At 39.6% G+C, this 20,171-nt stretch carries 22 protein-coding genes; 2 read left to right on the forward strand and 20 right to left on the reverse strand.

The window, feature by feature from the left end:
- Positions 1 to 102 precede the first annotated feature (102 nt).
- The 5 genes from ACNO7B_RS12135 to ACNO7B_RS12155 all read right to left on the reverse strand — a co-directional run bounded on the left by ACNO7B_RS12135 (position 103) and on the right by ACNO7B_RS12155 (position 5,802).
- A complete protein-coding gene (locus ACNO7B_RS12135; RefSeq protein ID WP_410552099.1) occupies positions 103 to 1,224 on the reverse strand; it encodes an ABC transporter permease in 1,122 nt (373 codons plus the stop codon).
- A complete protein-coding gene (locus ACNO7B_RS12140; protein WP_410685077.1) occupies positions 1,217 to 2,383 on the reverse strand; it encodes an ABC transporter permease in 1,167 nt (388 codons plus the stop codon). The genes ACNO7B_RS12135 and ACNO7B_RS12140 overlap by 8 nt, the downstream gene beginning before the upstream one ends.
- Before the next feature lie 19 nt (positions 2,384 to 2,402).
- Positions 2,403 to 3,347, reverse strand: coding sequence for an ABC transporter ATP-binding protein (locus tag ACNO7B_RS12145; RefSeq protein WP_410685076.1), 945 nt, complete (start codon positions 3,345 to 3,347; stop codon positions 2,403 to 2,405).
- A gap of 209 nt (positions 3,348 to 3,556) precedes the next feature.
- Positions 3,557 to 4,771: a formaldehyde dehydrogenase, glutathione-independent gene (gene fdhA / locus ACNO7B_RS12150; RefSeq protein ID WP_017358089.1), complete on the reverse strand. Its 1,215-nt coding sequence runs from the start codon at positions 4,769 to 4,771 to the stop codon at positions 3,557 to 3,559.
- Between the two features lie 428 nt (positions 4,772 to 5,199).
- Positions 5,200 to 5,802 (reverse strand): class I SAM-dependent methyltransferase, encoded by a 603-nt coding sequence (locus ACNO7B_RS12155; RefSeq protein WP_017367683.1) that lies wholly within the window; start codon positions 5,800 to 5,802, stop codon positions 5,200 to 5,202.
- Between the two features lie 267 nt (positions 5,803 to 6,069).
- Here ACNO7B_RS12155 and ACNO7B_RS12160 point away from each other — a divergent pair, with 267 nt between their 5' ends.
- Positions 6,070 to 6,195 (forward strand): YjcZ family sporulation protein, encoded by a 126-nt coding sequence (locus tag ACNO7B_RS12160; protein WP_008342643.1) that lies wholly within the window; start codon positions 6,070 to 6,072, stop codon positions 6,193 to 6,195.
- A gap of 43 nt (positions 6,196 to 6,238) precedes the next feature.
- Here the strand turns inward: ACNO7B_RS12160 and ACNO7B_RS12165 are convergent, their stop codons facing one another.
- The 7 genes from ACNO7B_RS12165 to ACNO7B_RS12195 all read right to left on the reverse strand — a co-directional run bounded on the left by ACNO7B_RS12165 (position 6,239) and on the right by ACNO7B_RS12195 (position 10,913).
- On the reverse strand, positions 6,239 to 6,400 hold the full coding sequence (locus tag ACNO7B_RS12165) for a hypothetical protein (protein ID WP_154666048.1): 162 nt from the start codon (positions 6,398 to 6,400) through the stop codon (positions 6,239 to 6,241).
- Between the two features lie 159 nt (positions 6,401 to 6,559).
- Positions 6,560 to 6,694, reverse strand: a complete 135-nt coding sequence (locus tag ACNO7B_RS12170) for a YrzI family small protein (RefSeq protein ID WP_008342648.1) — start codon at positions 6,692 to 6,694, stop codon at positions 6,560 to 6,562.
- A gap of 443 nt (positions 6,695 to 7,137) precedes the next feature.
- The gene (locus ACNO7B_RS12175; protein ID WP_017358091.1) at positions 7,138 to 7,368 is read right to left on the reverse strand and encodes a YrhC family protein; all 231 of its coding nucleotides are present in this window, start codon (positions 7,366 to 7,368) and stop codon (positions 7,138 to 7,140) included.
- Between the two features lie 72 nt (positions 7,369 to 7,440).
- On the reverse strand, positions 7,441 to 8,589 hold the full coding sequence (locus tag ACNO7B_RS12180) for a bifunctional cystathionine gamma-lyase/homocysteine desulfhydrase (RefSeq protein ID WP_417901555.1): 1,149 nt from the start codon (positions 8,587 to 8,589) through the stop codon (positions 7,441 to 7,443).
- A gap of 1 nt (position 8,590) precedes the next feature.
- The gene (locus ACNO7B_RS12185) at positions 8,591 to 9,514 is read right to left on the reverse strand and encodes a PLP-dependent cysteine synthase family protein (RefSeq protein ID WP_099496634.1); all 924 of its coding nucleotides are present in this window, start codon (positions 9,512 to 9,514) and stop codon (positions 8,591 to 8,593) included.
- 46 nt (positions 9,515 to 9,560) lie between these two features.
- The gene (gene mtnN / locus ACNO7B_RS12190; protein WP_019743016.1) at positions 9,561 to 10,256 is read right to left on the reverse strand and encodes a 5'-methylthioadenosine/S-adenosylhomocysteine nucleosidase; all 696 of its coding nucleotides are present in this window, start codon (positions 10,254 to 10,256) and stop codon (positions 9,561 to 9,563) included.
- Positions 10,257 to 10,271: 15 nt separating this feature from the next.
- Positions 10,272 to 10,913: a class I SAM-dependent DNA methyltransferase gene (locus ACNO7B_RS12195; protein WP_041506826.1), complete on the reverse strand. Its 642-nt coding sequence runs from the start codon at positions 10,911 to 10,913 to the stop codon at positions 10,272 to 10,274.
- Between the two features lie 187 nt (positions 10,914 to 11,100).
- Here ACNO7B_RS12195 and ACNO7B_RS12200 point away from each other — a divergent pair, with 187 nt between their 5' ends.
- Entirely contained in the window at positions 11,101 to 11,307 is a 207-nt protein-coding gene (locus ACNO7B_RS12200) for a YrzA family protein (protein WP_171465643.1), read from the forward strand.
- Positions 11,308 to 11,448: 141 nt separating this feature from the next.
- Here ACNO7B_RS12200 and ACNO7B_RS12205 read toward each other — a convergent pair whose 3' ends face one another.
- From ACNO7B_RS12205 to mltG, 8 genes are all read right to left on the reverse strand, one after another.
- Positions 11,449 to 12,114, reverse strand: coding sequence for a YrrS family protein (locus ACNO7B_RS12205; protein WP_417901556.1), 666 nt, complete (start codon positions 12,112 to 12,114; stop codon positions 11,449 to 11,451).
- A gap of 67 nt (positions 12,115 to 12,181) precedes the next feature.
- Complete coding sequence (locus ACNO7B_RS12210) at positions 12,182 to 13,924, reverse strand: peptidoglycan D,D-transpeptidase FtsI family protein (RefSeq protein WP_035390946.1); 1,743 nt, start codon at positions 13,922 to 13,924, stop codon at positions 12,182 to 12,184.
- Between the two features lie 50 nt (positions 13,925 to 13,974).
- Positions 13,975 to 14,448 (reverse strand): transcription elongation factor GreA, encoded by a 474-nt coding sequence (gene greA, locus ACNO7B_RS12215; protein ID WP_007501433.1) that lies wholly within the window; start codon positions 14,446 to 14,448, stop codon positions 13,975 to 13,977.
- Positions 14,449 to 15,296: 848 nt separating this feature from the next.
- Positions 15,297 to 15,929, reverse strand: coding sequence for a uridine kinase (udk, locus tag ACNO7B_RS12220; RefSeq protein WP_007501435.1), 633 nt, complete (start codon positions 15,927 to 15,929; stop codon positions 15,297 to 15,299).
- 7 nt (positions 15,930 to 15,936) lie between these two features.
- Complete coding sequence (locus tag ACNO7B_RS12225; RefSeq protein WP_017358097.1) at positions 15,937 to 17,205, reverse strand: peptidase U32 family protein; 1,269 nt, start codon at positions 17,203 to 17,205, stop codon at positions 15,937 to 15,939.
- Between the two features lie 20 nt (positions 17,206 to 17,225).
- Positions 17,226 to 18,155 carry a peptidase U32 family protein gene (locus ACNO7B_RS12230; protein WP_039167102.1) on the reverse strand — a complete coding sequence of 310 codons (930 nt, stop codon included), beginning with the start codon at positions 18,153 to 18,155 and terminating at the stop codon, positions 17,226 to 17,228.
- The gene (locus tag ACNO7B_RS12235; protein ID WP_417901557.1) at positions 18,152 to 18,817 is read right to left on the reverse strand and encodes an O-methyltransferase; all 666 of its coding nucleotides are present in this window, start codon (positions 18,815 to 18,817) and stop codon (positions 18,152 to 18,154) included. Before ACNO7B_RS12235 ends, ACNO7B_RS12230 begins: the two co-directional genes overlap by 4 nt.
- 212 nt (positions 18,818 to 19,029) lie before the next feature.
- Positions 19,030 to 20,112, reverse strand: a complete 1,083-nt coding sequence (mltG, locus tag ACNO7B_RS12240; RefSeq protein ID WP_268413079.1) for an endolytic transglycosylase MltG — start codon at positions 20,110 to 20,112, stop codon at positions 19,030 to 19,032.
- Positions 20,113 to 20,171 lie beyond the last annotated feature (59 nt).

Genomic DNA, 20,171 nt, shown 5'->3' on the forward strand with positions numbered 1-20,171 from the left:
CACCATTAAATATTAACGAGTTATCCAATCATTTAAAGTAAATCACGTGTATACAAAAAGCCCTCTACATAGCTATAGAGGGCTTTTTAGAAGAACAAAGGATTAATAGGATCTGATACTCTTCAAACCAATGATCATAAAGACCACCGTAAAAGCAATTAAAACCGTCGCATCTAATAATAAGATAGAAAGATTAACATTGCCGCTCATAATCTCACCAAAACCAGACATCATCCATGTTTGCGGTATAGTCAAAGAAATCTTCTTCATAATGTCTGGAACGATATCTAGAGGCCAATAAATACCACCCAGCATGCACGATCCTACAATGACAATTGCACTAAAGATTTCAGCTTGTTTTTTTGTTTGAGATAAAGTAGCTATCATAAATCCTAAACTTACGACAAGGCCTATAACAAATGATCCGAACAATAAAATAAGAAACAGGTTGCCTAAGTAGACATTAAAGAAAATAGATAAGATGGTCAAAAGAACACCCAATTGTATCCATCCAAGAAGGAAATATGCTATTAAATAGCCCAGAAGTACATATATTTTATGGATGGGACTCGAAAGCAATCTTTGCCATGTATAATTTTTATACTCCAAATGTATAGATGACAAAGAGCTTGAAATCGCAAACATCATAAACATAATGGTAAAGCCAAGCGGTATTAAATTTGGTTGCTGGCTTGCTTGACCATTTTGATTTTTTTCGGTCAATGAAATCGTGCCAGATTCATTTAACTTGTTCAATGCATTGGTGAGAGAAACACTTTTCTGCTCTTTCACACCCTGATTGATTTGATAAATGATGGCAGCTGTCTCTTTTAAATAGGGAGATAAGACTGCATATTCTTCAGTTTTTTTATAAACTGTCACATCAAAAATCTCTTTATTTTCTTTTAAATGGGACTTTAATTGGTTTACGACTTTCACAGACGCAACTACCTTTTCTTCAGATACTAAATCTTTTGCGTCGCTTTCAGTTGCCTTTACCCAGAGAAATTTGGTGTTTTTTTCGAGAATTTGAAAAATTTCTTGATCTAGTTTACCTTGACTGGGCTCTAGAATAAAAGCAACTGTCGGTTTCTTTGTATCAGATGCGGTACTACCAAAGATAAAACTGAATACAATTGGCATCACAAATAAAAAAATGAGGGTCAATGGGGACTTTAATGTTTCTTTTAACTTTAACGTGATAATGGCTAATATTTTATGCATAACGATGCTTCCTTTCAAAAGACATTCTTAATAAAGCAATGATGAAGAAAGCCATTCCCATCCCACAGCTAAGTAATAATCCGTTTTGAATTTCACTAAAATCAGCACCTGCCATACTTTTCAAAAACATTTGAAGTGCAAGAGAATTAGGTAAAAAATAGTTGGTATCAATCACCCATTGTGGGAATAAGTATAAGGGCACCATACTCCCGCCTAAAGCAGCTAACACTTGAGTGCCTAAAATCCCCACACTATTAAACGTTTTTTCTCTTTTGATAAAAGAACCAATCAGCACCCCGAAACCCGCAGCATTTAATATAAAACTACATCCGATCATAACAACAGTAAAAGGCTCTCCCCAGTTCACCTTAAAGACAAAGCTAGTAAATAAAATAATGACCGCAAGTTGAATCATACTCATTAAAATAATGCCCAATAACTTTCCAATGATATAACTAGTATTGCTTAATTTTGATACTAGTAGTCTTTTATAAACTTCTTCTTCTTTTTCCTCTATCATACTGCCAACCAAGAAAACAACAGTCATTAATAAAAAAAGCACACCCATCCCGCCTGCGTAGTATTGGAAGGATGTAATCGGCTGGCTGTTGATATGAATATTCCTTTCGTTCACTAGTTCTTTTTTCAGTTGATCAGACACGACCTCCACTTCTTTACCTTGATTCAACGGCACCAGAATACGATTCATATGATAATTTTGAAAGAATTGCAAAACCACATTTTCTAGGACCATTTCCTGTAAGCTTGAATTAGGTCCTTTCAAAATATTCAATTGCACATGATCGTGATTTAATATGCTTTTTTCAAAATTCGGCTTGATGATTATACCCATTGTAATGTCTCTACTATTTAAATCTTTCTCTAATTGATTTTTCGAGGTGACCTTCACCTCAAATATGTCACTGATTTCACTCTTAGACAAAGTTGAAAGAAACATTTTACTTGTAGCGGACTTATCCTGATCTGTTATTCCTATTCGAAATGAATTGATCTTGACTTCACTATCTTTCTTCATGTTATCTCCAAATGCTGCACCTAAAATAGCAATTAATATGATAGGCATAAAAAAAAGTGTAAAAAAGCTTTTCTTATCCCTAAAAAACAATAATAGATCTTTCAGTACAACCCAAATACTCATATACTTACCTCTATTCGGTCTAGTCTCGTAATTTCTTACCTGTTAAATACAAGAATACATTTTCTAAATTTGGTTCTACAACTTCTGCTGAAATTAATTGAACATTTAATGCGGTTACACCTTGAATAAGTTGACTTAGTAAATGCTGAGGGTTGTCATCAAATAATTTGATTTGATTTTCCTGCACCATAAAGTCATTCAATGGGTGGTATTCATTTATATATTGGCACACTCGCTCCATATCCTTTTGTCCTTGTTCACATTTAATCGTAAAAATGATTTCTCTTTTTTCTCCAACAAGCTCAGCCAATTCACTTAAATCACCTACCTTAATGAAAGAACCTTGATCCATAATAGCTATTTTTTCACATAGATATTCGACTTCCTCCATGTAATGACTCGTATAAATAATCGTCATTCCTTCACTATTTAACGTTTTAACTGTTTCTAATATATGATTTCTGGATTGCGGGTCTATACCCACTGTAGGCTCATCCATTATTAATAGTTTTGGCCGATGCAAAATCGCACATCCGATATTCACTCTTCTTTTCATCCCTCCTGAGAATACTTTCACCTTATCATTCGCTCTATTACCCAGACCAATTAATTCAAGGATTTCTTGTACTCTGCTTTTTAATTCTTCTCCTTTAAGTCCATACATTTTCCCCCAAAACGTTAAATTTTCTTTTGCTGACATATCTAAATATAAAGCGATCTCTTGTGGAACAATACCAATCAATTGCTGTGCATGCTTTGTTTCTTTATGTAGATCAATGCCTCCAATCGTAACAGTCCCGCTCGTTGCATGTATAAGTCCTGTCATGATACCGATTAAGGTTGATTTCCCTGCACCATTAGGGCCCAAAAGCCCAAATGATTCACCAGGTTTCAAGTGGAAGCTAACCCCTTTTAATACTTGTTTACCCTCATAATTTTTGATGATGTTCTGTACTTTTAGCAATTGTAATCTCTCCTCTATTCTTCCTATCTATCATAATCCTGTCCAATCATTGCCAACTGTTTTATGGTATGTCTTTCAACTAAAGATCATTTTTTCCAATTTACTCATTTTACCACGTTATGAAATGTAGAAGAACAGTATAGGTCTTTTTATATTTATAAACAAAAAAACTTACAGGAAAAATCCTGTAAGTTTTTTTCGATGGATCATTATTTAGAAATCATGCCATGCGGGTCAATCACAAATTTCTTCGCCACACCCGAATCAAAATCGCTATACCCTTTAGGGGCTTGATCAAGAGAAATAACAGTTGCATTAACGGCTTTGGCGATTTGTGCTCTTCCGCTTAAAATAGATTTCATCAAGCTGCGGTGATATTGCATGACAGGGGTTTGGCCTGTCACAAAAGTATGGGCTTTGGCCCAGCCAAGTCCAATTCGCACTTTCAGAGATCCAACTTTTGCATCTTCATCCACAGCACCTGGATCTTCTGTGACGTAAAGTCCTGGAATTCCAAGTTTACCGCCAACTTTGGTAATATCCATAATTGTATTTAAAACGGTGGCTGGTGCTTCTCCTTGATCTCCATGACCTGAAGCTTCAAAACCGACACAATCGACCGCACAGTCGACTTCTGGCTCTCCAAGGATGTTTGTCATTTGTTCACCGATTCGATCATGTTTTCGTAAATTAATCGTTTCGCAGCCAAAGCTTCTCGCCTGCTCGAGCCTTTGTTCATTGAGATCGCCGACGATGACAGCAGAAGCGCCAAGGAGCTGAGCGGAATGCGCTGCTGCAAGACCTACTGGCCCTGCACCAGCAATATAGACGGTAGAGCCCGGCTTTACGCCAGCCGTATAAGCACCATGAAAACCTGTCGGGAATATATCAGAAAGCATCGTCAAATCAAGTATTTTTTCCATCGCCTGATCTTTGTCCGGAAATTTGAGTAGCTGGAAATCAGCATATGGCACCATGACGTACTCCGATTGGCCGCCAACCCATCCGCCCATATCTACATATCCATAAGCTGAGCCAGGTCGATCGGGGTTCACATTTAAACACACATGGGTTTTTTGTTCTTTACACATGACGCAGCGACCACAGGCAATATTAAATGGAACTGATACGAGATCACCCTTTTGGATAAACTCTACATCTCGTCCAACTTCAACGACTTCACCAGTAATTTCATGACCAAGGACAAGTCCTTCAGGCGCAGTTGTACGCCCTCTTACCATGTGCTGGTCGCTCCCGCAAATGTTTGTTGTCACCACTTTTAAAATGACGCCATGCTCACACTTACGTCCAACATTGGCTTTAGGTACACCAGGGCCATCCCTTAAAACCAAATCAGGGTATCCAATATCCTCAACTGCTACATTTCCTGCTCCTTTGTAAACGACACCTTTGTTTCCCGACATGTTTTCATTCCTCCCTTTTTGTTTAAAAATGAAGTCTCTCCAAAATTCTCTCTTTCTCGGGCTTTTTCCTTCTTTTAACCGCACATTGACTCAAAAAATAAGTGACAAATGTCTATCTAGGAGAGAAAAATGTATTTTCCAGTAAAATAAAAAAGAAAATATTGAAAAAAAAGCTAAACATTTGAAGAACATTGTCGATATAAGGAATAAGCCAGACAGGTATCCTTAATCGACAAACAAATTCCTTATATATACTATCATTCCTTACACACCTGGCTGGCCCCTACATATGAAATGAATGTAAAAGACTCTTCTTGTGAAGAGTCTTTTTTACTGACGAATGGTCCATTTCATCGCATGCAAAAAGGCTCCTCTGACGAAGAGCCTTTTTTAATTGCTTGTTCATTACCTGGGAAATATTTTCATCATCATTTTAAGGCTTTGATACAGATGTATGTATCATAATGGTAAACAGAGACGTCTCTAAAGTGATACGCTGAAAAAAGACAGCTGATGTCTTCTTCACTGTACGTTGAAAGAGACTGTGAGCGTTTTTGTTCCTTCATCAGTTCCTGCTTTTGAAAAGATAAGAATACTTCTCCATCCACTTGAAGAACACGATATACCTCTTTCATAACTTGTTCGATATCTGGCAAGTAATAGATGGTCTGCACTGTGAACAATTTATTGAATGATCTGTCTTCAAAAGGTAATTGCTCAGCTTTTCCAAGTGTGATAACGGCTTTTTCCTGCTCGACAAGCCTCTTATGTTTTCTTTTCGCGTATTTTACCATATGACGCGAAGCATCGATTCCATATACTTTTCCTCGATCAAGTTTTTCCGCTACTTTAGATAATGTCATACCTCTTCCAGTACCAATTTCTAAAATCCGGTCATTTTCTTGTATATTTAAGAGTTGAATCGTCCATTGATTGATATTATGATGATTTTTTTCCATATAGCGGGCAACCCATTTTGAGAACAAGCCTTTTGGTTCCCTCATTTGTTTTCCAATCCAGCTTTGAATCAATGTCAACACCTGCTTTGCACCAGTAAATAAAACTATTTACGAATTTTCTTACTTTTCATATCGGCTCTCGCCTAACAAAAGTTAAGACCTAGTCCTAATTTCTTTGTCTTTTATTAGACGGCACCTTTTCTGAAAATGTTTCGCACGTAATGAAAAATATTTAAACAAATAGGCATTTTCATTAATTGTGCTCAGATTGATTTCGTTTTCCGCATGAGCTGCATATTTTATGAATGTATCTTGATTAGATAAAGGTGGTGCTAGATTATGGGCTTTGGCGGTTATTCTGGAGGCTACTGCGGTGGCTACGGTGGCGGTTTTGCAGGCGGATTCGCATTGCTTGTTGTACTGTTCATTTTGTTAATCATCATCGGTGCAAGCTGGATTTGCTAATGTAAAAGGAGCAGGAAACGATAACGTTTCCTGCTCCTTTTCTTTAATACCAATAGGTTGGATAATTGTACATATAGCGTCTGAGCATTTCTTCTTGCTCTCTTTGCATTCTGTATGGATTGCCGTACCCGTGCTTTAAAGAATGCGGAATAGACGCATACCCGTGCCCCACTGACGGAAACCTCATATATGGTGACATCGACATTCATTGATCACCTCACAATCTCCTTTTACGGTTATCATATGTGCAGGTGATCAATGTGGAGCGTGTCTAAACCTGGTCCTTCTCCCTTGTATAACAATCAAGCATTGCAAGCATCATAAACATGTCAATCTCCTCCTTTTCATGTTTTTATTGTCCTTTTTAGTTCATGTACTTTAGTTGTTTCTGCTTCATTTCTTCATAAAACGTTTCGACTTGTTGTTCATAAAGAACGGTTTCAATGTCTTTGTATTTACGTTGGATCGTCAAAGTAATAAAAAATAAATGGATTGTCATATACGCTCACCTCCCTTCAGTTCGCAGCACGCGAAATAGCCCGCAGATCTTCTTTATCAGTTGACCTGCGGGCACACAAAAATGCAGATCAAAAGACAGTGTCTTCTAACCTGCGATGGATGATACGTGAAATCCTCGTTTACTTAAACAGTTTTGTAGCGTGAACCGTAAAAGGTAAAGGAAGGACACGAGCTCTTCCACAGGCTGATGACATGATGAAATTGGTTGTTGAATTGATCACAAGTAGATACGAATAACATATTCTTCAGCCTCCTTTACGTTTTTTATTACTTTGTAAGTATATCCAGCAAGCACCATTTTGTAAACCTGTTTTTAGTAAATTAGATGATTTTTGTGTGTTTGACTAAATTTCTACAGTAATTCTTGTCCGATTATCCAGTGTAATCAAAAAAGTCTCCTCATCATATGAGGAGACTTTTTGCTTAATCTTCATCTAGTTCTTGTAGCTTTTTTTGAAAAAAGATCGCACGTTTCACGCAAAGGAAAGCAGCCAATAGGAAAACACAATCAACTGCCAGCATCAGCATTTTTGGTGATGCTTCTATGTGCTGATTTGGTAAAATCGTACCAATATATAAAAAGGTGCTGACAGCAAGCAAAATAAAAGCGTATTGCTTGTAATCTGTCACTAAACCATCCCACTTTTTCTTCACTTGTTTCACCTTCCCGCTATCAATGTCTATTGATAGTTTACCATAGTGAGAGAAAGCGAGGGACATGTAAATCTATCCATTCGTTACTGCGTCGAGCCCTTGTTCAATATCATGTAATAAGTCATCAATATCCTCAATACCGACAGAAATACGGATTAAACCATCTGTGATGCCAAGCTCTTCTCTACGCTCTTTTGGAATAGATGCATGGGTCATGCGAGCAGGAACAGAGATTAAACTTTCAACCGCCCCTAGGCTTTCTGCGATTGTAAACAATTTTAATTGGCTTAAAAACACGTCGACATTTTCTTCTTTTCCAATATCAAAAGAAATCATACCGCCAAAGCCTGTTGCTTGAGTTTTTGCAAGCTCATGCCCTGGGTGAGCGCTTAAACCTGGGTAATAGACACGTGTAATCGCAGGATGCTGTTCTAAAAACTCAGCGATTTTCTGCGCGTTTTGTTGATGTGCTTCCATTCTTAGTCCGAGCGTTTTCATCCCTCGCATTAGAAGCCACGCATCTTGCGGTCCAAGAATACCGCCTGTAGAGTTTTGAACAAAGTGCAGTTCTTCACCAAGCTCTTCAGTAGCTGTCACGACAAGTCCGCCCACCACATCACTATGGCCGCCTAAATATTTTGTGGCACTGTGCAAGACAATGTCAGCCCCATATGAAATCGGCTTTTGAAAATATGGGGTAAAAAACGTATTATCGACAATCATCCAGATGCCAGCTTCTTTTGTGATCCGGCTTATGGCTTGTAGATCGGTCATTTTCAGCAATGGATTGGTTGGTGATTCAATATAGACGGCTTTTGTTTCTGGTAAAATTGCTTTTTTCACCGCTTCAGGATCACTTGTGTCTACAAATGTGGCTTTAATGCCAATCCGGTTGAGCACCTTTGTCATCACACGATAGGTTCCGCCGTACACGTCGTCAGTCAGTACGATATGATCTCCGCTGTTAAACAGCATCATCACAGCTGTAATTGCAGCCATCCCTGAACCGAATGCATAGCCGTTTGCCCCGCCTTCAAGATCACGAATGATTGTTTCCAGTGCTGTTCTTGTTGGATTCGCAGTTCTGGAATATTCATATCCAGTGTGCTCGCCTGCTTTAGGCTGCTTATAGGTGCTGACTTGGTAAATAGGAACAGACACGGCTCCTGTTTTTTCATCACCAGTGATTCCACTATGAATCATCATTGTTTTTGGCTTCATTTTATTTTCCTCCCTCATAAATACCTTTACTTAGATAACGCTCACTGCTATCAGGAAAAATAGTGACGATCACCGTCCCAGGTGATGCCTTTTTCGCTTCCTCTAAAGCGGCAAATAGAGCGGCTCCAGACGAGCTTCCGATCAGAACACCTTCCTTTTCAGCTGCTTCTTTCACCATTCGGAAAGCATCATCGTCACTGACGGTATAAATTTCGTCAAATAAAGTCGATTCCATATAATCTGGAATAAATTCAAGGCCAATTCCTTCCGTTCTATGCGGTCCCGGCTTTCCGCCATTTAAAATAGATCCTTCTGGTTCCACGATCACTGTTTTTATCGCTTCTTTTTGCTCTTTTAAATAGGCAGCACAGCCTTGAAACGTTCCGCCAGAGCCCGCTCCTGCTACAAACACGTCTATGTTCCCCTGGAGGTCAGACCATATTTCTGGCCCGAGCGTTTTATAGTAAGTCAATGGATTTACTTGGTTTTTAAATTGTAAGACGCAATAAGCATTGTCAAGGCTTGCCTCTAGTTCAAGGGCTCGATCAATCGCACCCTTCATCCCATCTTTTCTTGGTGTATGAATAATTTCTGCACCAAGCGCCTTCATGAGCTGTTGTTTCTCTTGACTAAAATGTTCTGGTACACAGAAGATCGGATGCAATTGATGTTTTCTTGCACTTAGCGCAAGCCCGATGCCTGTGTTTCCTGCAGTTGCTTCAATAATGGTTCCGCCTGGGCGCAGTTTGCCCGATGCCAGCGCTTCTTTAATCAGCATATCACCTAAGCGATCCTTAATACTTCCGCCTGGGTTCATCATTTCAAGTTTTGCATAAACATCAACACCTGGCGGCACACCCATCCCTGACAGTTTTAAAAGCGGTGTGTGGCCAATTAATTCCGTAATATCATGTATGACAGCCATATAAATCCCTTCCTTTGTATGGAAAAGAAGGGGGAAACCCCTTCTTTTATTGTGTTTGCTTTATCATACGCAGGACAAGGTCTGTTGAGTGAATCGCTGCTTGCTCTAGAAATTGATCAAAAGAGATATTGGATTCTTTCCCAGCAATATCTGACAACGCTCGAACGACCACAAATGGCGTTTCAAATAGATGGCAAACTTGCGCAACTGCTGCTGCCTCCATTTCCACTGCATACAGCTCTGGGAATTTCTCTCTCACAAACGCAACACGACCAGGATCATCCATAAATGAATCTCCTGTTGCAATCGTTCCTTTTGCCACTTGAATATGATCGATTTCTGAAGCAGATTCCTCTGCCAGCTTCACAAGCTGATCATCTGCGATGAAAGCAGCTGGTAATCCTGGCACTTGTCCATATTCGTAATTAAAGATCGTCACGTCCACATCATGATGTCTAACATCAGTAGAGATGACAATATCACCTACATTTAATGAGTGATGGAAACCGCCAGCTGATCCTGTATTGATTACATAATCTGGCTGAAAGCGGTCAAGCAGAAGTGTTGTGCTGACCGCTGCATTCACTTTTCCAATCCCTGATTTTAATAAAATCACTTCTTTATCTTCATAAACACCTGTTGTAAATTCACACCCAGCGATGTTTTCTTGTGTGGCATTCTTTAGTTGGTCTCTTAAAATCGTCACTTCTTCTTCCATTGCACCTATCACTGCGATTTTCAAATCAAAAACATCCTTTCATTCCCTTTTCTTCGCTTCTACGATCCACACAAAATCATTCATTTGATGAAAAGATGTGCTAAAACCTTCTTCTTCAAAGATTTGCTTTAACACACCTATGGATGGATAGTATTCCGTTTCTAAATCCTCTGCAAGCTGATCGAATCCAGCGGCTTTCGCTTTGTTCGTTGCAGCTTGATGTGCTGCTTGATTTTGAAACATTGTATCAGCAAAGACTATTTTACCACCTGAGGGAAGGATGTTGCCATAGGTGTGGATGGCTTGTTTTTTTTCTTCGTCCGTTAAATGATGGAAAGCATATGAACTGACGATCGTATCAGGCTCAAAAGGTGGAGCTGGAAACGATAAAAAATCTCCGTCATGAAATACATTTGGTATTCCTTTTTGAAGAGCCGCTTTCTTCATGGCCTCTGAAGGTTCAACGCCAAACACTTTCTTATCTGCTTGAAGCAGTGCCGCCGTTAGGTTTCCTGTGCCGCTTCCAAACTCAATGACATGTTGACCTGCACGGCGAGTAATCTCTTTTAGAATGGCCGGATACCGGCGAAATACTTCTTTATACTGCTCGTCATGACCACTTACAGTGTCATCATAAGATTCAGCCCAATGATCAAATAAAGAAAGAAACTCACGTCCCATTTTTCTTTCCCTCCACTTTATCTATTTATTCCTATCCGTATAGTATGTTTTATTCCGTCGAACAGTTCCTATCCTACCACATCTTCTGATTCTTTCCTACTAAAAAATACTGGGCGGGGTAGAAAAATATTTGCCCTTTTGAATGGGAGAGATTATGATGAATCTAGAGCATGGAGGGATGAATGAAATGGATTTTCAACTGGATTTTTTAAAGGACAAAATTGAATTTTTTGAAGCAGCGTCTTTAAAAGAACTTGAACAAAAGATCCAAAAACAAATTGAACATAATCAGGCGATCTTGCTGACTGTTCATTCTGTGAGTCATCAAACGACTGTCATTGATGATAAGATTTTGTATACAGCAGTTGTTCATTTTAAAGCGAATGTCTCATAAAAAAGATCAGCGTGTAGGCAGTCAGGTCTGTGCGCCCGGTGCTAGTCCTTCCTAGACTGCAAAGGTTTTCTATCACGCTGAAAAGAAGAAAAAGGCTAAAATGAAGTTCATTTTAGCCTTTTTGCATGCATCTTTTTTATTTTATTTTAATTTTTCAACCTTCACAGGTTTCCAGCCTTTTTCATCCACCCACGTAATTTCTACGCGGTAGCGTTCACCTGTTGATTTATCACGGATGGTTCCTTTTGCATCTTGAGGTCCTCCGTTATTTCCTAACCAAATAACAGTCATTTGGTCTTCTGAGATTCCTGTCGCATAGGACATAGCTTTGATCATTTCTTTCCAGTCTTTTGAGTTAGCATCATAGGTTGCTGTATGTGATCCCGATTGCTCTGTTCCTACAGGCTCCCAGTTATCGTTTTCATATGTTTTGTCTACGTCACTTGTTTTACCGCCATCTGTTTCTGTGGCATCTTTTAACGCATCTTTGTTTGGCTCTTCTTCATCATCTGTTTTCTTTGTATCGTCTTTTTTGTCAGATGAATCGTCTTTTTTTGCATCCGAATCATCGGATGTATCTTTCTTTTGATCTTTCACATCTTCTTCTGAGTTTTGTTTATTTTCACTCGATGCAGGTGCTGTTTTGGATGGTTCGTCTGCTACATTTGTATCTTTCGGTTTATTAAAAATTAACAAACTCGATGCGACAACCAAAATAAGCACCACAACGATACCAATTAATATGTTAAGCACCATATTCGCCTTTCTGCGCTTATCACGATGTTCAAATCGAGAATTTCTACTCAAAATCTCTGCACTCCTTTGCCTCTGTTCCCTAAGTCGTTACTATTCTAACATGACATGAAGGGATGTTCTATGTCTGTTTCTTTTCAATTTCATTGACCTTTTTTACAATATCATAAAACGCTTCATTTGTCTTAGCCCGGCCACTTGCCTCGTCAAGGTGAACAACAACCAGAGCGTATTTTGGTTTTTCTGCCGGAAAGTATCCGGCAAACCACTTGTGATAAAGTGGATTCCCCTGTTTATCTTTGCTGCCGGTTTGGGCAGTGCCTGATTTCCCTGCTATATGGAACGGCAGGTCTTGAAATCTTCTTCCTGTTCCTTTGTCAGAGGTCACCACCTGCCTTAAGTACTTTTGCAAGGTTTGAGCTGTATAGCGGTCAATACTGTCACCATCAGGTCGTTTGTTTTGAAAGGATAGCATCGTTGTTCCGTTTTGATACATCACTTTATCTGCAATCCTCACTTCTTTTCGTTCTCCGCCCCTTGCAATCGTTGCCATCATATTGGCAATTTGTAAGGGGGTTGTTTTGACATTTTTTTGACCAATTGCCGTTTGCGCAATGGCTTTTTTGACATGCTTGTCTCTTTTATCTCCCCACACACTGCCTGTTTCTTCACGATCAAACTGTTTGAATTGTTGCTTATGGTATACATCCCCTTCCCAGCCGGCTCGATCCACAAGCCCAAGCTTTGAAGCTGTCTTTTCAAGGCTTTGATCATCTGTTTGGATGAGCTGCTCAGCGAGTGTCGCAAATGTATAATTACAGCTTTGCGCAAAGCTTTCAGACAGATTCAGTACTTCCTGCTTTCCTTCTGGCTCTCCATATAAATTCTTTCGACAATCATACATCGTTTGTGGCTGGTTCAAGTTTTTTTCAATCGCTGCGGCAAGTACGACCGTTTTAAATACAGAACCGGGAGCCATTGCGGTCAGCATGTAATTTCTTGCCTCATGCCGGTTTTTGCTGGTCACATTTGGAACACTCGCCATCGCCAGCACACTGCTATTCTGAATGTCGAGCAGAACCGCTCCGCCTTTTTCAACACCTTGCGCTTTGAGAACATTCTCCATTTCCCTCTGCATGTCTTCGTCCATAGTTGTCTGCACTTGCAGCGGATAAAACGAATGAGCTTCTGCTGTATATTTGACGTCCATCCCAAACAAAGGGTTTCCCCTTCCGTCCACATGATATAACAATTTTGTGTCTTGCTCTGGTAATAGAAATTCGTCAAATGTACTTTCCAAACCAAATGTACCGATCTCAGTGCGAATCGAAAGCTCTTTTTTGTCCGGATAACGTTTTCTCAAGAGTTCTGGATTCTCACTTGTGAAGCCTAATGTGTGGAGGGCAAGTCTTTTTTTGTCCTTCTCTTTCATATATACGCCGTAAACACCTGAATATTTCATATCATTGATGTCTTTCAGCTTTTTTTTCGTGATATCATCTTTTAAAATGAGTGGTTTCTTCGTTTCTGTCAGCTGGCTCTTCAATTCATCTTCTTCCATCTCAAGTATAGAAGCGGTTTGTTTTAAGTGAGGGAGGTCATATTGCAGGAAAGGAAATATGATGACCGCAGGCTCTTCTTTTGTGAGAAGTGCCTCGCCGTTTCGATCTAAAAATTCGCCGCGTCCGTCTGAAATGACTACTTCTTCTGTCCGCTGCCTGACACTTTCTTGGATCAAATTAATATCAAGCTTTGAAAAAGATTCTGTGAAAAATAACTGAATTTCCGCTAGTCTAAATAGGAGACCGAGCAATAAGATAAAAATAATGACACCTGTCCATTGGATTCTTCTTGTTTTCAGCATAAAAACACCTCGTCCCTATTGTGGACGAGGTGTTTATCGTATAAACGTAATTATGAAATTTTTACAATTTGGACGAACATTTCTCCGCCAGGTGTTTGAACCGTGACTTTGTCGTCTACTTGTTTGCCTAAAAGGCTTTTTGCAATTGGTGAATCGTTTGAAATTTTGCCTTCAAACGGATCAGCTTCTGCACTTCCTACAATCGTATAAGACTCTTCTTCACCGTCCGGTAATTCAACGAATGTCACCGTTTTACCGAGTGAAACAATATTTGAGTTACCTTCATCTTCAATAATTTTGGCATTACGAATCATATTATCAAGCGTTGTAATACGACCTTCTACAAACGCTTGCTCTTCTTTAGCAGAATCATATTCCGAGTTTTCAGAGAGGTCTCCAAAACTTCTAGCGATTTTAATACGCTCTACAACCTCTTTACGTTTAACCGTTTTCAAATATTCAAGCTCTTCTTCTAATTTGCGCTTTCCTTCTTCTGTCATTGGAAATACTTTCTCTTGTGCCATGAATCATTCACTCCTTCTATTAATCCTCATCATACAAGCTTTCTGCATGTGAGTGACGACTGAAATATACAAGAATGAGGACATATTCCGGCCCTCATTCCTTCTGTCCCATATTCGTAAAAGTCCATCTTACATGGCGTCCCTTTTAGATGCAACTATTATGCCTTTTTATTAGGCAGGAACAGCAGCGGTCTCATGATGATGTATTATCTTCATCGCACAAACTGTGGAAAGGCACAGGAAGCTCCTGTACCTCGTTCGGCCATTTCGATCATATGTAGAAGAATAGCTTATCCATTCTCCATCTTCCAATACATAATATGGTCAGTGTACGATATGTCTATGCTATATTATTACAAAATTGCATTTTGATCAAGAATTGTTTGAAAATTTGTGATGATTTGTTTGTCGTTTTTTTAATATACTTTTACAAAGCAGGAATAACTGAAACTTTCAGCATCCCATCGTGATTTACCTGTCTTCATTTCGCAGCATTGTTTTCCTATCATATCAAATCTTTTATTCAGGGGGCTGCTTCTTACATTGCTCACCAATGATTTCGGACTAGCCATTACTAAAGTATTGACTACAAGAGCATGATGTTGAAAAGACCTTTACGTCGTAAAGGTCTCAGATTGTTGACAAAGGGCTAAAATGAACTTTATTTTAGCCCTTTGTCTTCTTTTTTCAGCGTGATAGAAAACCTTTGCAGTCTAGGAAGGACGAGTACTGGCGCGGAGCGAATTTGTCATTCGTGAGCACCAGCACGCAGGACTGACAAAGAATGCGAGGGTTTGTCTACACGCTGAGACCTTTACATCGTAAAGGTCTTTGTTCTTCTCCACCATTTACTCTCCGCGGTTTTGAAGAATCGTTTGAATTTTTGTCACCATGAGGTCAATGGCCACATGATTTTGACCGCCTTCTGGGATGATGATATCGGCGTATCGTTTTGACGGTTCAATGAATTGATTGTGCATCGGTCTGACGACAGATACATATTGTTCAATCACGGAATCAATCGATCTGCCTCTTTCTTTCGTATCACGTAAAATACGGCGAATGATCCGAAGATCTGCATCAGTATCCACATACAGTTTAATATCCATTAAGTTTCTTAGACGTTCGTTTTCAAGAGCAAAGATTCCTTCAACGATGATGACATCTTTGGGTTCAACATGTACCGTCTCTTCTGAACGTGTGTTTAGTTTAAAATCATAAATCGGTTTTTCAATGGACTCGTACTTTAGCAGCGCTTCTACATGCTCAATCATCAGGTCATTGTCAAATGCAAGCGGATGATCATAATTGGTCAGCAGGCGCTCTTCAAATGGCATATGACTTTGATTTTTATAATATAAATCTTGCTGAAGCATGAGGATTGAATGTCCTTTAAATTTTTCGTAAATGGAATTGGTGACGCTCGTTTTACCTGAACCCGAGCCGCCAGCGATTCCAATCACCACTGGTTTTTTCCCCATGTGCCGGTTATTTCCCCTTTCTCATCATGTTGCTAGGGTATACTTTTTGATCAAGCTTAAATTTCACAATTTGCAGTGGATGACGAGCGGCATCGAGTTCGTTCCCTTTTTCGTCCCAAATCGTCTCAATCTTGCATGTGAAATTTTCGATTTCTGGACCGAAAAATTCAACTTCGTCGCCAGCTTTAAAGAAATTACGCTGCTGTAATGTGACAATTTGTTCTTGTTCATCATAATGAAGTACAAGACCGACGAAATCAAAGGTCGTTTTCTTTCCGTGAATGCCAAACATTTGTTCATCCGTCCCTGGTACACCTTCAAAAAAGGCAGGAGCCGTGTCACGGTTGGCACATTTGTCTAATTCATCGAGCCATTCTTGTTGAATGACGAAATTGTCTGGGTCCGCACAGTAAGCATCAATGACTTTACGATAGACACTGACAACTGTTGCTACATAATGAATGGACTTCATTCGTCCTTCGATCTTTAAGCTATCAATTCCCATTTCGATCATTTGCGGTATGGATTCGATGAGTTTTAAATCTTTTGGACTCATCGCAAATGGTGCGTCTTCTTCACCGAATAAAGGCGCTTCCTCAGAGCCTTCTAGTTTATAAAGATCATAATCCCAGCGGCAAGATTGGCAGCAGCCCCCGCGGTTTGAATCTCTCGCTGTCATATGGTTACTGAGCACGCAGCGGCCAGAATAAGCAATACACATCGCCCCGTGAATGAACGTTTCGATTTCAATATCCACTTTTTCTTTCATTTCTTTAATCTCTAGAGCGCTTGTTTCACGGGCAAGGACCACACGCTCAAGCCCTTCTTCCTTCCAAAACTGCACAGCTTTCCAATTTGAAAGAGATTGCTGTGTGCTCAAGTGAACTTCAAGTTTTGGAGCTACTCGTTTGCATGTTTCGATGATGAGTGGATCAGCGACAATAATTCCCGCTACACCCGCTCCTTCAATCCCTTGAAGATATTCTTCCAGCCCGTCCATGTTTTCGTTGTGGGCGAAAATATTCGTTGTCACATAAATGCGAGCACCGTATTTGTTCGCAAATGCGACACCTTCTGCCATTTCTTCGATTGAAAAGTTATCTGCATTTGAACGAAGTCCAAATTCTTTTCCACCAATAAAAACAGCGTCTGCTCCATAATGCACAGCAATTTTTAGCTTTTCTAAGTTTCCTGCTGGCGCTAGCAGTTCTGGTTTTTTTGTAATGACACGTTTTCCATCGATCACTTCAGAAATTCCATCTTTTAAAAGTGCCATTTCCTCTGCCTCCTTTTATCTTAATAAACCGTTTCTTTAAAGAAGAATCCTGTATCGATTGAGCGGTTGACAGGCTGGATCTCTTCAATACGCTCCACCCATTCATCTTTCTGATCTTCATAGGCTTCCTTATCAGTCACTAGTAAATCAATGGCTTTTCGATAGAGGGATGTCACCTCTGTCATATAAGAAAGTGACTTTAAAATTCCGTCAATTTTAAATGAGTCAATGCCTGCATCGACAAATTCTTCTAATTCATCAATCATACATACATCATTTGGACTCATAATGTGTGTGCCATTTTCATCCTCAAAAATAGGATATTTGTTTTGACGCTCCTGGTCGTGAAGGAATAGACCTTCTTCCATATTTCTGCCTTCCACGTCCATTTGTTTGCCTTGATATTCAAAATAGTTGCCAACAAGTGTCCGTTTGGATTGGAACATACAGGTCATGCCGTGGACTTGAATTTCAATCTCCACTTCAGCGTTTTCTTTGATATCAATCACGCTATCCATATTAAGTTCTTTAGCAAGAACGGCACGTGTTGCGCCTTTTCTGCCCCAGTAGTTACAAGTGTAATAGTTTGTCCCAGTTGTTTCTGTACTCCAGTGCAGATTCAAGTTGACACCTGTTTCTTTTGCGGCCATGATCACTGCCGGATCTCCAAAAACGACACCATCCACGTTTAATCCATCGAGAAAGGTTAAATAATCTCCAAGCAGTGCCACACGGTCATTATGAAAAATCGCATTCATGGCGACATATACTTTTTTGTGATGTGCATGTGCGAGTCGAACCGTTTGTTTCACATCTTCTCTTGAAAACTCACCTGCAAGACGGATTCCATATGTTTGTTCACCTATTAAAAATGCGTCAGCACCCGCTTCAATGAGCGGCAGTACATCCGACACCTTGCTTGGCGTCACAAGCAATTCTGGTTTTTTCATGATTGGTCACCTCTTTTTGTACTAATAGCGATCCCATCTCCAACCGGAATGATACACGTTTGGTAGTCAGGATTTGACATCAGCCATTGATTGTATCGATCAATTTTTCCTATTAATTGTTTTTTTCGTTTATCTTCAATTTCTTCTTCATAATTTGTCGCAACTAAGCCTTTAAATAATACGTTGTCTGTAATAATCATTCCGTCATCGGACAGCATCGGTTCAAACAGCTCAAAAAAGCGTTGATACTGACCTTTTGCCGCATCAATGAAGATCACATCATAGGGCGCCATCGTCTGAACCGTTTTAGCTGATTCCATCGCATCGCCAAAAAACACGTGAATTCTATCTTTGAAATGTAATTCTTCAATATTCCGTGTCGCTTCCTCATAACGTTTTGCATTTCGCTCAATCGTATAGATTTCAGCATCTGGCAGAGCTTCTGCCATTCGAATCGCTGAATAGCCAATCGCTGTCCCAACCTCAAGAATCTTCTTTGGTTTTTTCAAAGAAAGCAGCTGCAATAACAGTTCAATGCTCACCTTTTCCATGATTGGCACATGATGCTCTTTGGCATACTCCTCTAATTGAGCGATGGCATCAGGACTCGTTTCAATTAAACCTTCAATATAATCATTTATTTGATCATCTTCGATTGTCATTATATGTCTAGCTCCTTCATGACCTGAAAAAGAAGAGTCCTGCCTGCTGCAGCTCTCTTTCTCGTCAATCTTTCGTTCATCTAAGTAAAAACAACCCGATATATTTTACCACAAACATGTGGTAATTGCGAACCTATAAAATAGATATAACAACGAAAAAAACTGCAGGCAATTTCACCATTGTCTACAGTCTTTTTCCTTTCACATGAGCGCTAGTTGCTGCCTGTGATGTATTTCGCTTTCGCTTTGTTGTGCTCATTTAACGTTTTCGTAAAGACGACTTCCCCATTTTTCTTTGCTAGGAAGTAAACAAAATCTGTTTTCTCTGGATGGAGTGCTGCTTTCCAAGAAGATTCTCCAGCATTGGCAATAGGTCCAGGCGGCAGCCCTTTGTTTGTATACGTATTATAAGGTGATTTCACTTTTAAATCTTTGTAATAAACACGGGACTTATGCTCGCCAAGCGCATAAAGAACGGTTGGATCTGTTTGTAGCGGCATGTCCTTTTTCAACCGGTTATAAAACACACTTGAGATTTTTGACCGGTCTGTTTTTTCAGTTGCTTCCATTTCTATCAGGGATGCCATCGTTAGGACATCATGGATGGACATCTTTCTCTTTTTCATGTCCTTTTCATACGTTTTTACATATTGATCTGTTTGTTTAATCATCGTGTCAATGATGGTTTCAAGTGATTCATCCTCACGATAAAAAGGATACGTCGCCGGGAATAAATATCCCTCTAACGGATGCTTGACCTGTTTCCCGTTCACTTGTGATGTCACCGTTTTCGGGTATTTTTTCATCAATTTTTTAATAAAGGCTGGATCATCCAGCTTCGCTTCAACTTCTTTCGCTGAAAAATTCGTCTGGTTTGCGATAATAGACGCAATATCAGACAACTGTTTCCCTTCAGGTATCACAAGCTGAAATGCGTAGTCTGTCCCGCCAGATGTCAGCTTTTGAATTAGCTGATCCGCATCCATTGTTTGTTTGAGATGAAAATAGCCCGCTTTAAAGCCTGACGCTTTTTTGTACTTTGCATAGTAAGTGAAAATCGTGTCATTTGAAATCAGCTCATTTTCTTTTAAAATGCTCGCAATTCCACTGACAGATGTCCCATTTGGAATATGAATATTAATGGTTTGTTTGCTTTTTTGATCGACCGGCCCGAGTGCTGATTTTACATATAAAAAACCTGATAATGCTGCAATGATGATCACAGCAAGTACAGATAACAGGACGATCCCCATTTTTCGTTTAAAAAATGGTCGTTTCTTTTGTTCTGAAAACATGCATGGCCCTCCTCACATCTAGCTTTTATAGTACATGATTCGACGGAGTTCGGCAATTA

Source organism: Bacillus sp. AK25 (genome assembly GCF_048270685.1).
Taxonomy (GTDB): Bacteria; Bacillota; Bacilli; order Bacillales; family Bacillaceae; genus Bacillus; species Bacillus altitudinis.

Coding starts and splice junctions, on each gene's coding strand:
- ACNO7B_RS12135 (WP_410552099.1), bottom strand. CDS start 1,224: ATGCATAAAATATTAGCCATTATCACGTTAAAGTTAAAAGAAACATTA.
- ACNO7B_RS12140 (WP_410685077.1), bottom strand. CDS start 2,383: ATGAGTATTTGGGTTGTACTGAAAGATCTATTATTGTTTTTTAGGGAT.
- fdhA (WP_017358089.1), bottom strand. CDS start 4,771: ATGTCGGGAAACAAAGGTGTCGTTTACAAAGGAGCAGGAAATGTAGCA.
- ACNO7B_RS12160 (WP_008342643.1), top strand. CDS start 6,070: ATGGGCTTTGGCGGTTATTCTGGAGGCTACTGCGGTGGCTACGGTGGC.
- ACNO7B_RS12165 (WP_154666048.1), bottom strand. CDS start 6,400: ATGTCGATGTCACCATATATGAGGTTTCCGTCAGTGGGGCACGGGTAT.
- ACNO7B_RS12170 (WP_008342648.1), bottom strand. CDS start 6,694: ATGACAATCCATTTATTTTTTATTACTTTGACGATCCAACGTAAATAC.
- ACNO7B_RS12180 (WP_417901555.1), bottom strand. CDS start 8,589: ATGAAGCCAAAAACAATGATGATTCATAGTGGAATCACTGGTGATGAA.
- ACNO7B_RS12185 (WP_099496634.1), bottom strand. CDS start 9,514: ATGGCTGTCATACATGATATTACGGAATTAATTGGCCACACACCGCTT.
- ACNO7B_RS12195 (WP_041506826.1), bottom strand. CDS start 10,913: ATGGGACGTGAGTTTCTTTCTTTATTTGATCATTGGGCTGAATCTTAT.
- ACNO7B_RS12200 (WP_171465643.1), top strand. CDS start 11,101: ATGGATTTTCAACTGGATTTTTTAAAGGACAAAATTGAATTTTTTGAA.
- ACNO7B_RS12210 (WP_035390946.1), bottom strand. CDS start 13,924: ATGCTGAAAACAAGAAGAATCCAATGGACAGGTGTCATTATTTTTATC.
- greA (WP_007501433.1), bottom strand. CDS start 14,448: ATGGCACAAGAGAAAGTATTTCCAATGACAGAAGAAGGAAAGCGCAAA.
- udk (WP_007501435.1), bottom strand. CDS start 15,929: ATGGGGAAAAAACCAGTGGTGATTGGAATCGCTGGCGGCTCGGGTTCA.
- ACNO7B_RS12225 (WP_017358097.1), bottom strand. CDS start 17,205: ATGGCACTTTTAAAAGATGGAATTTCTGAAGTGATCGATGGAAAACGT.
- ACNO7B_RS12230 (WP_039167102.1), bottom strand. CDS start 18,155: ATGAAAAAACCAGAATTGCTTGTGACGCCAAGCAAGGTGTCGGATGTA.
- ACNO7B_RS12235 (WP_417901557.1), bottom strand. CDS start 18,817: ATGACAATCGAAGATGATCAAATAAATGATTATATTGAAGGTTTAATT.
- mltG (WP_268413079.1), bottom strand. CDS start 20,112: ATGTTTTCAGAACAAAAGAAACGACCATTTTTTAAACGAAAAATGGGG.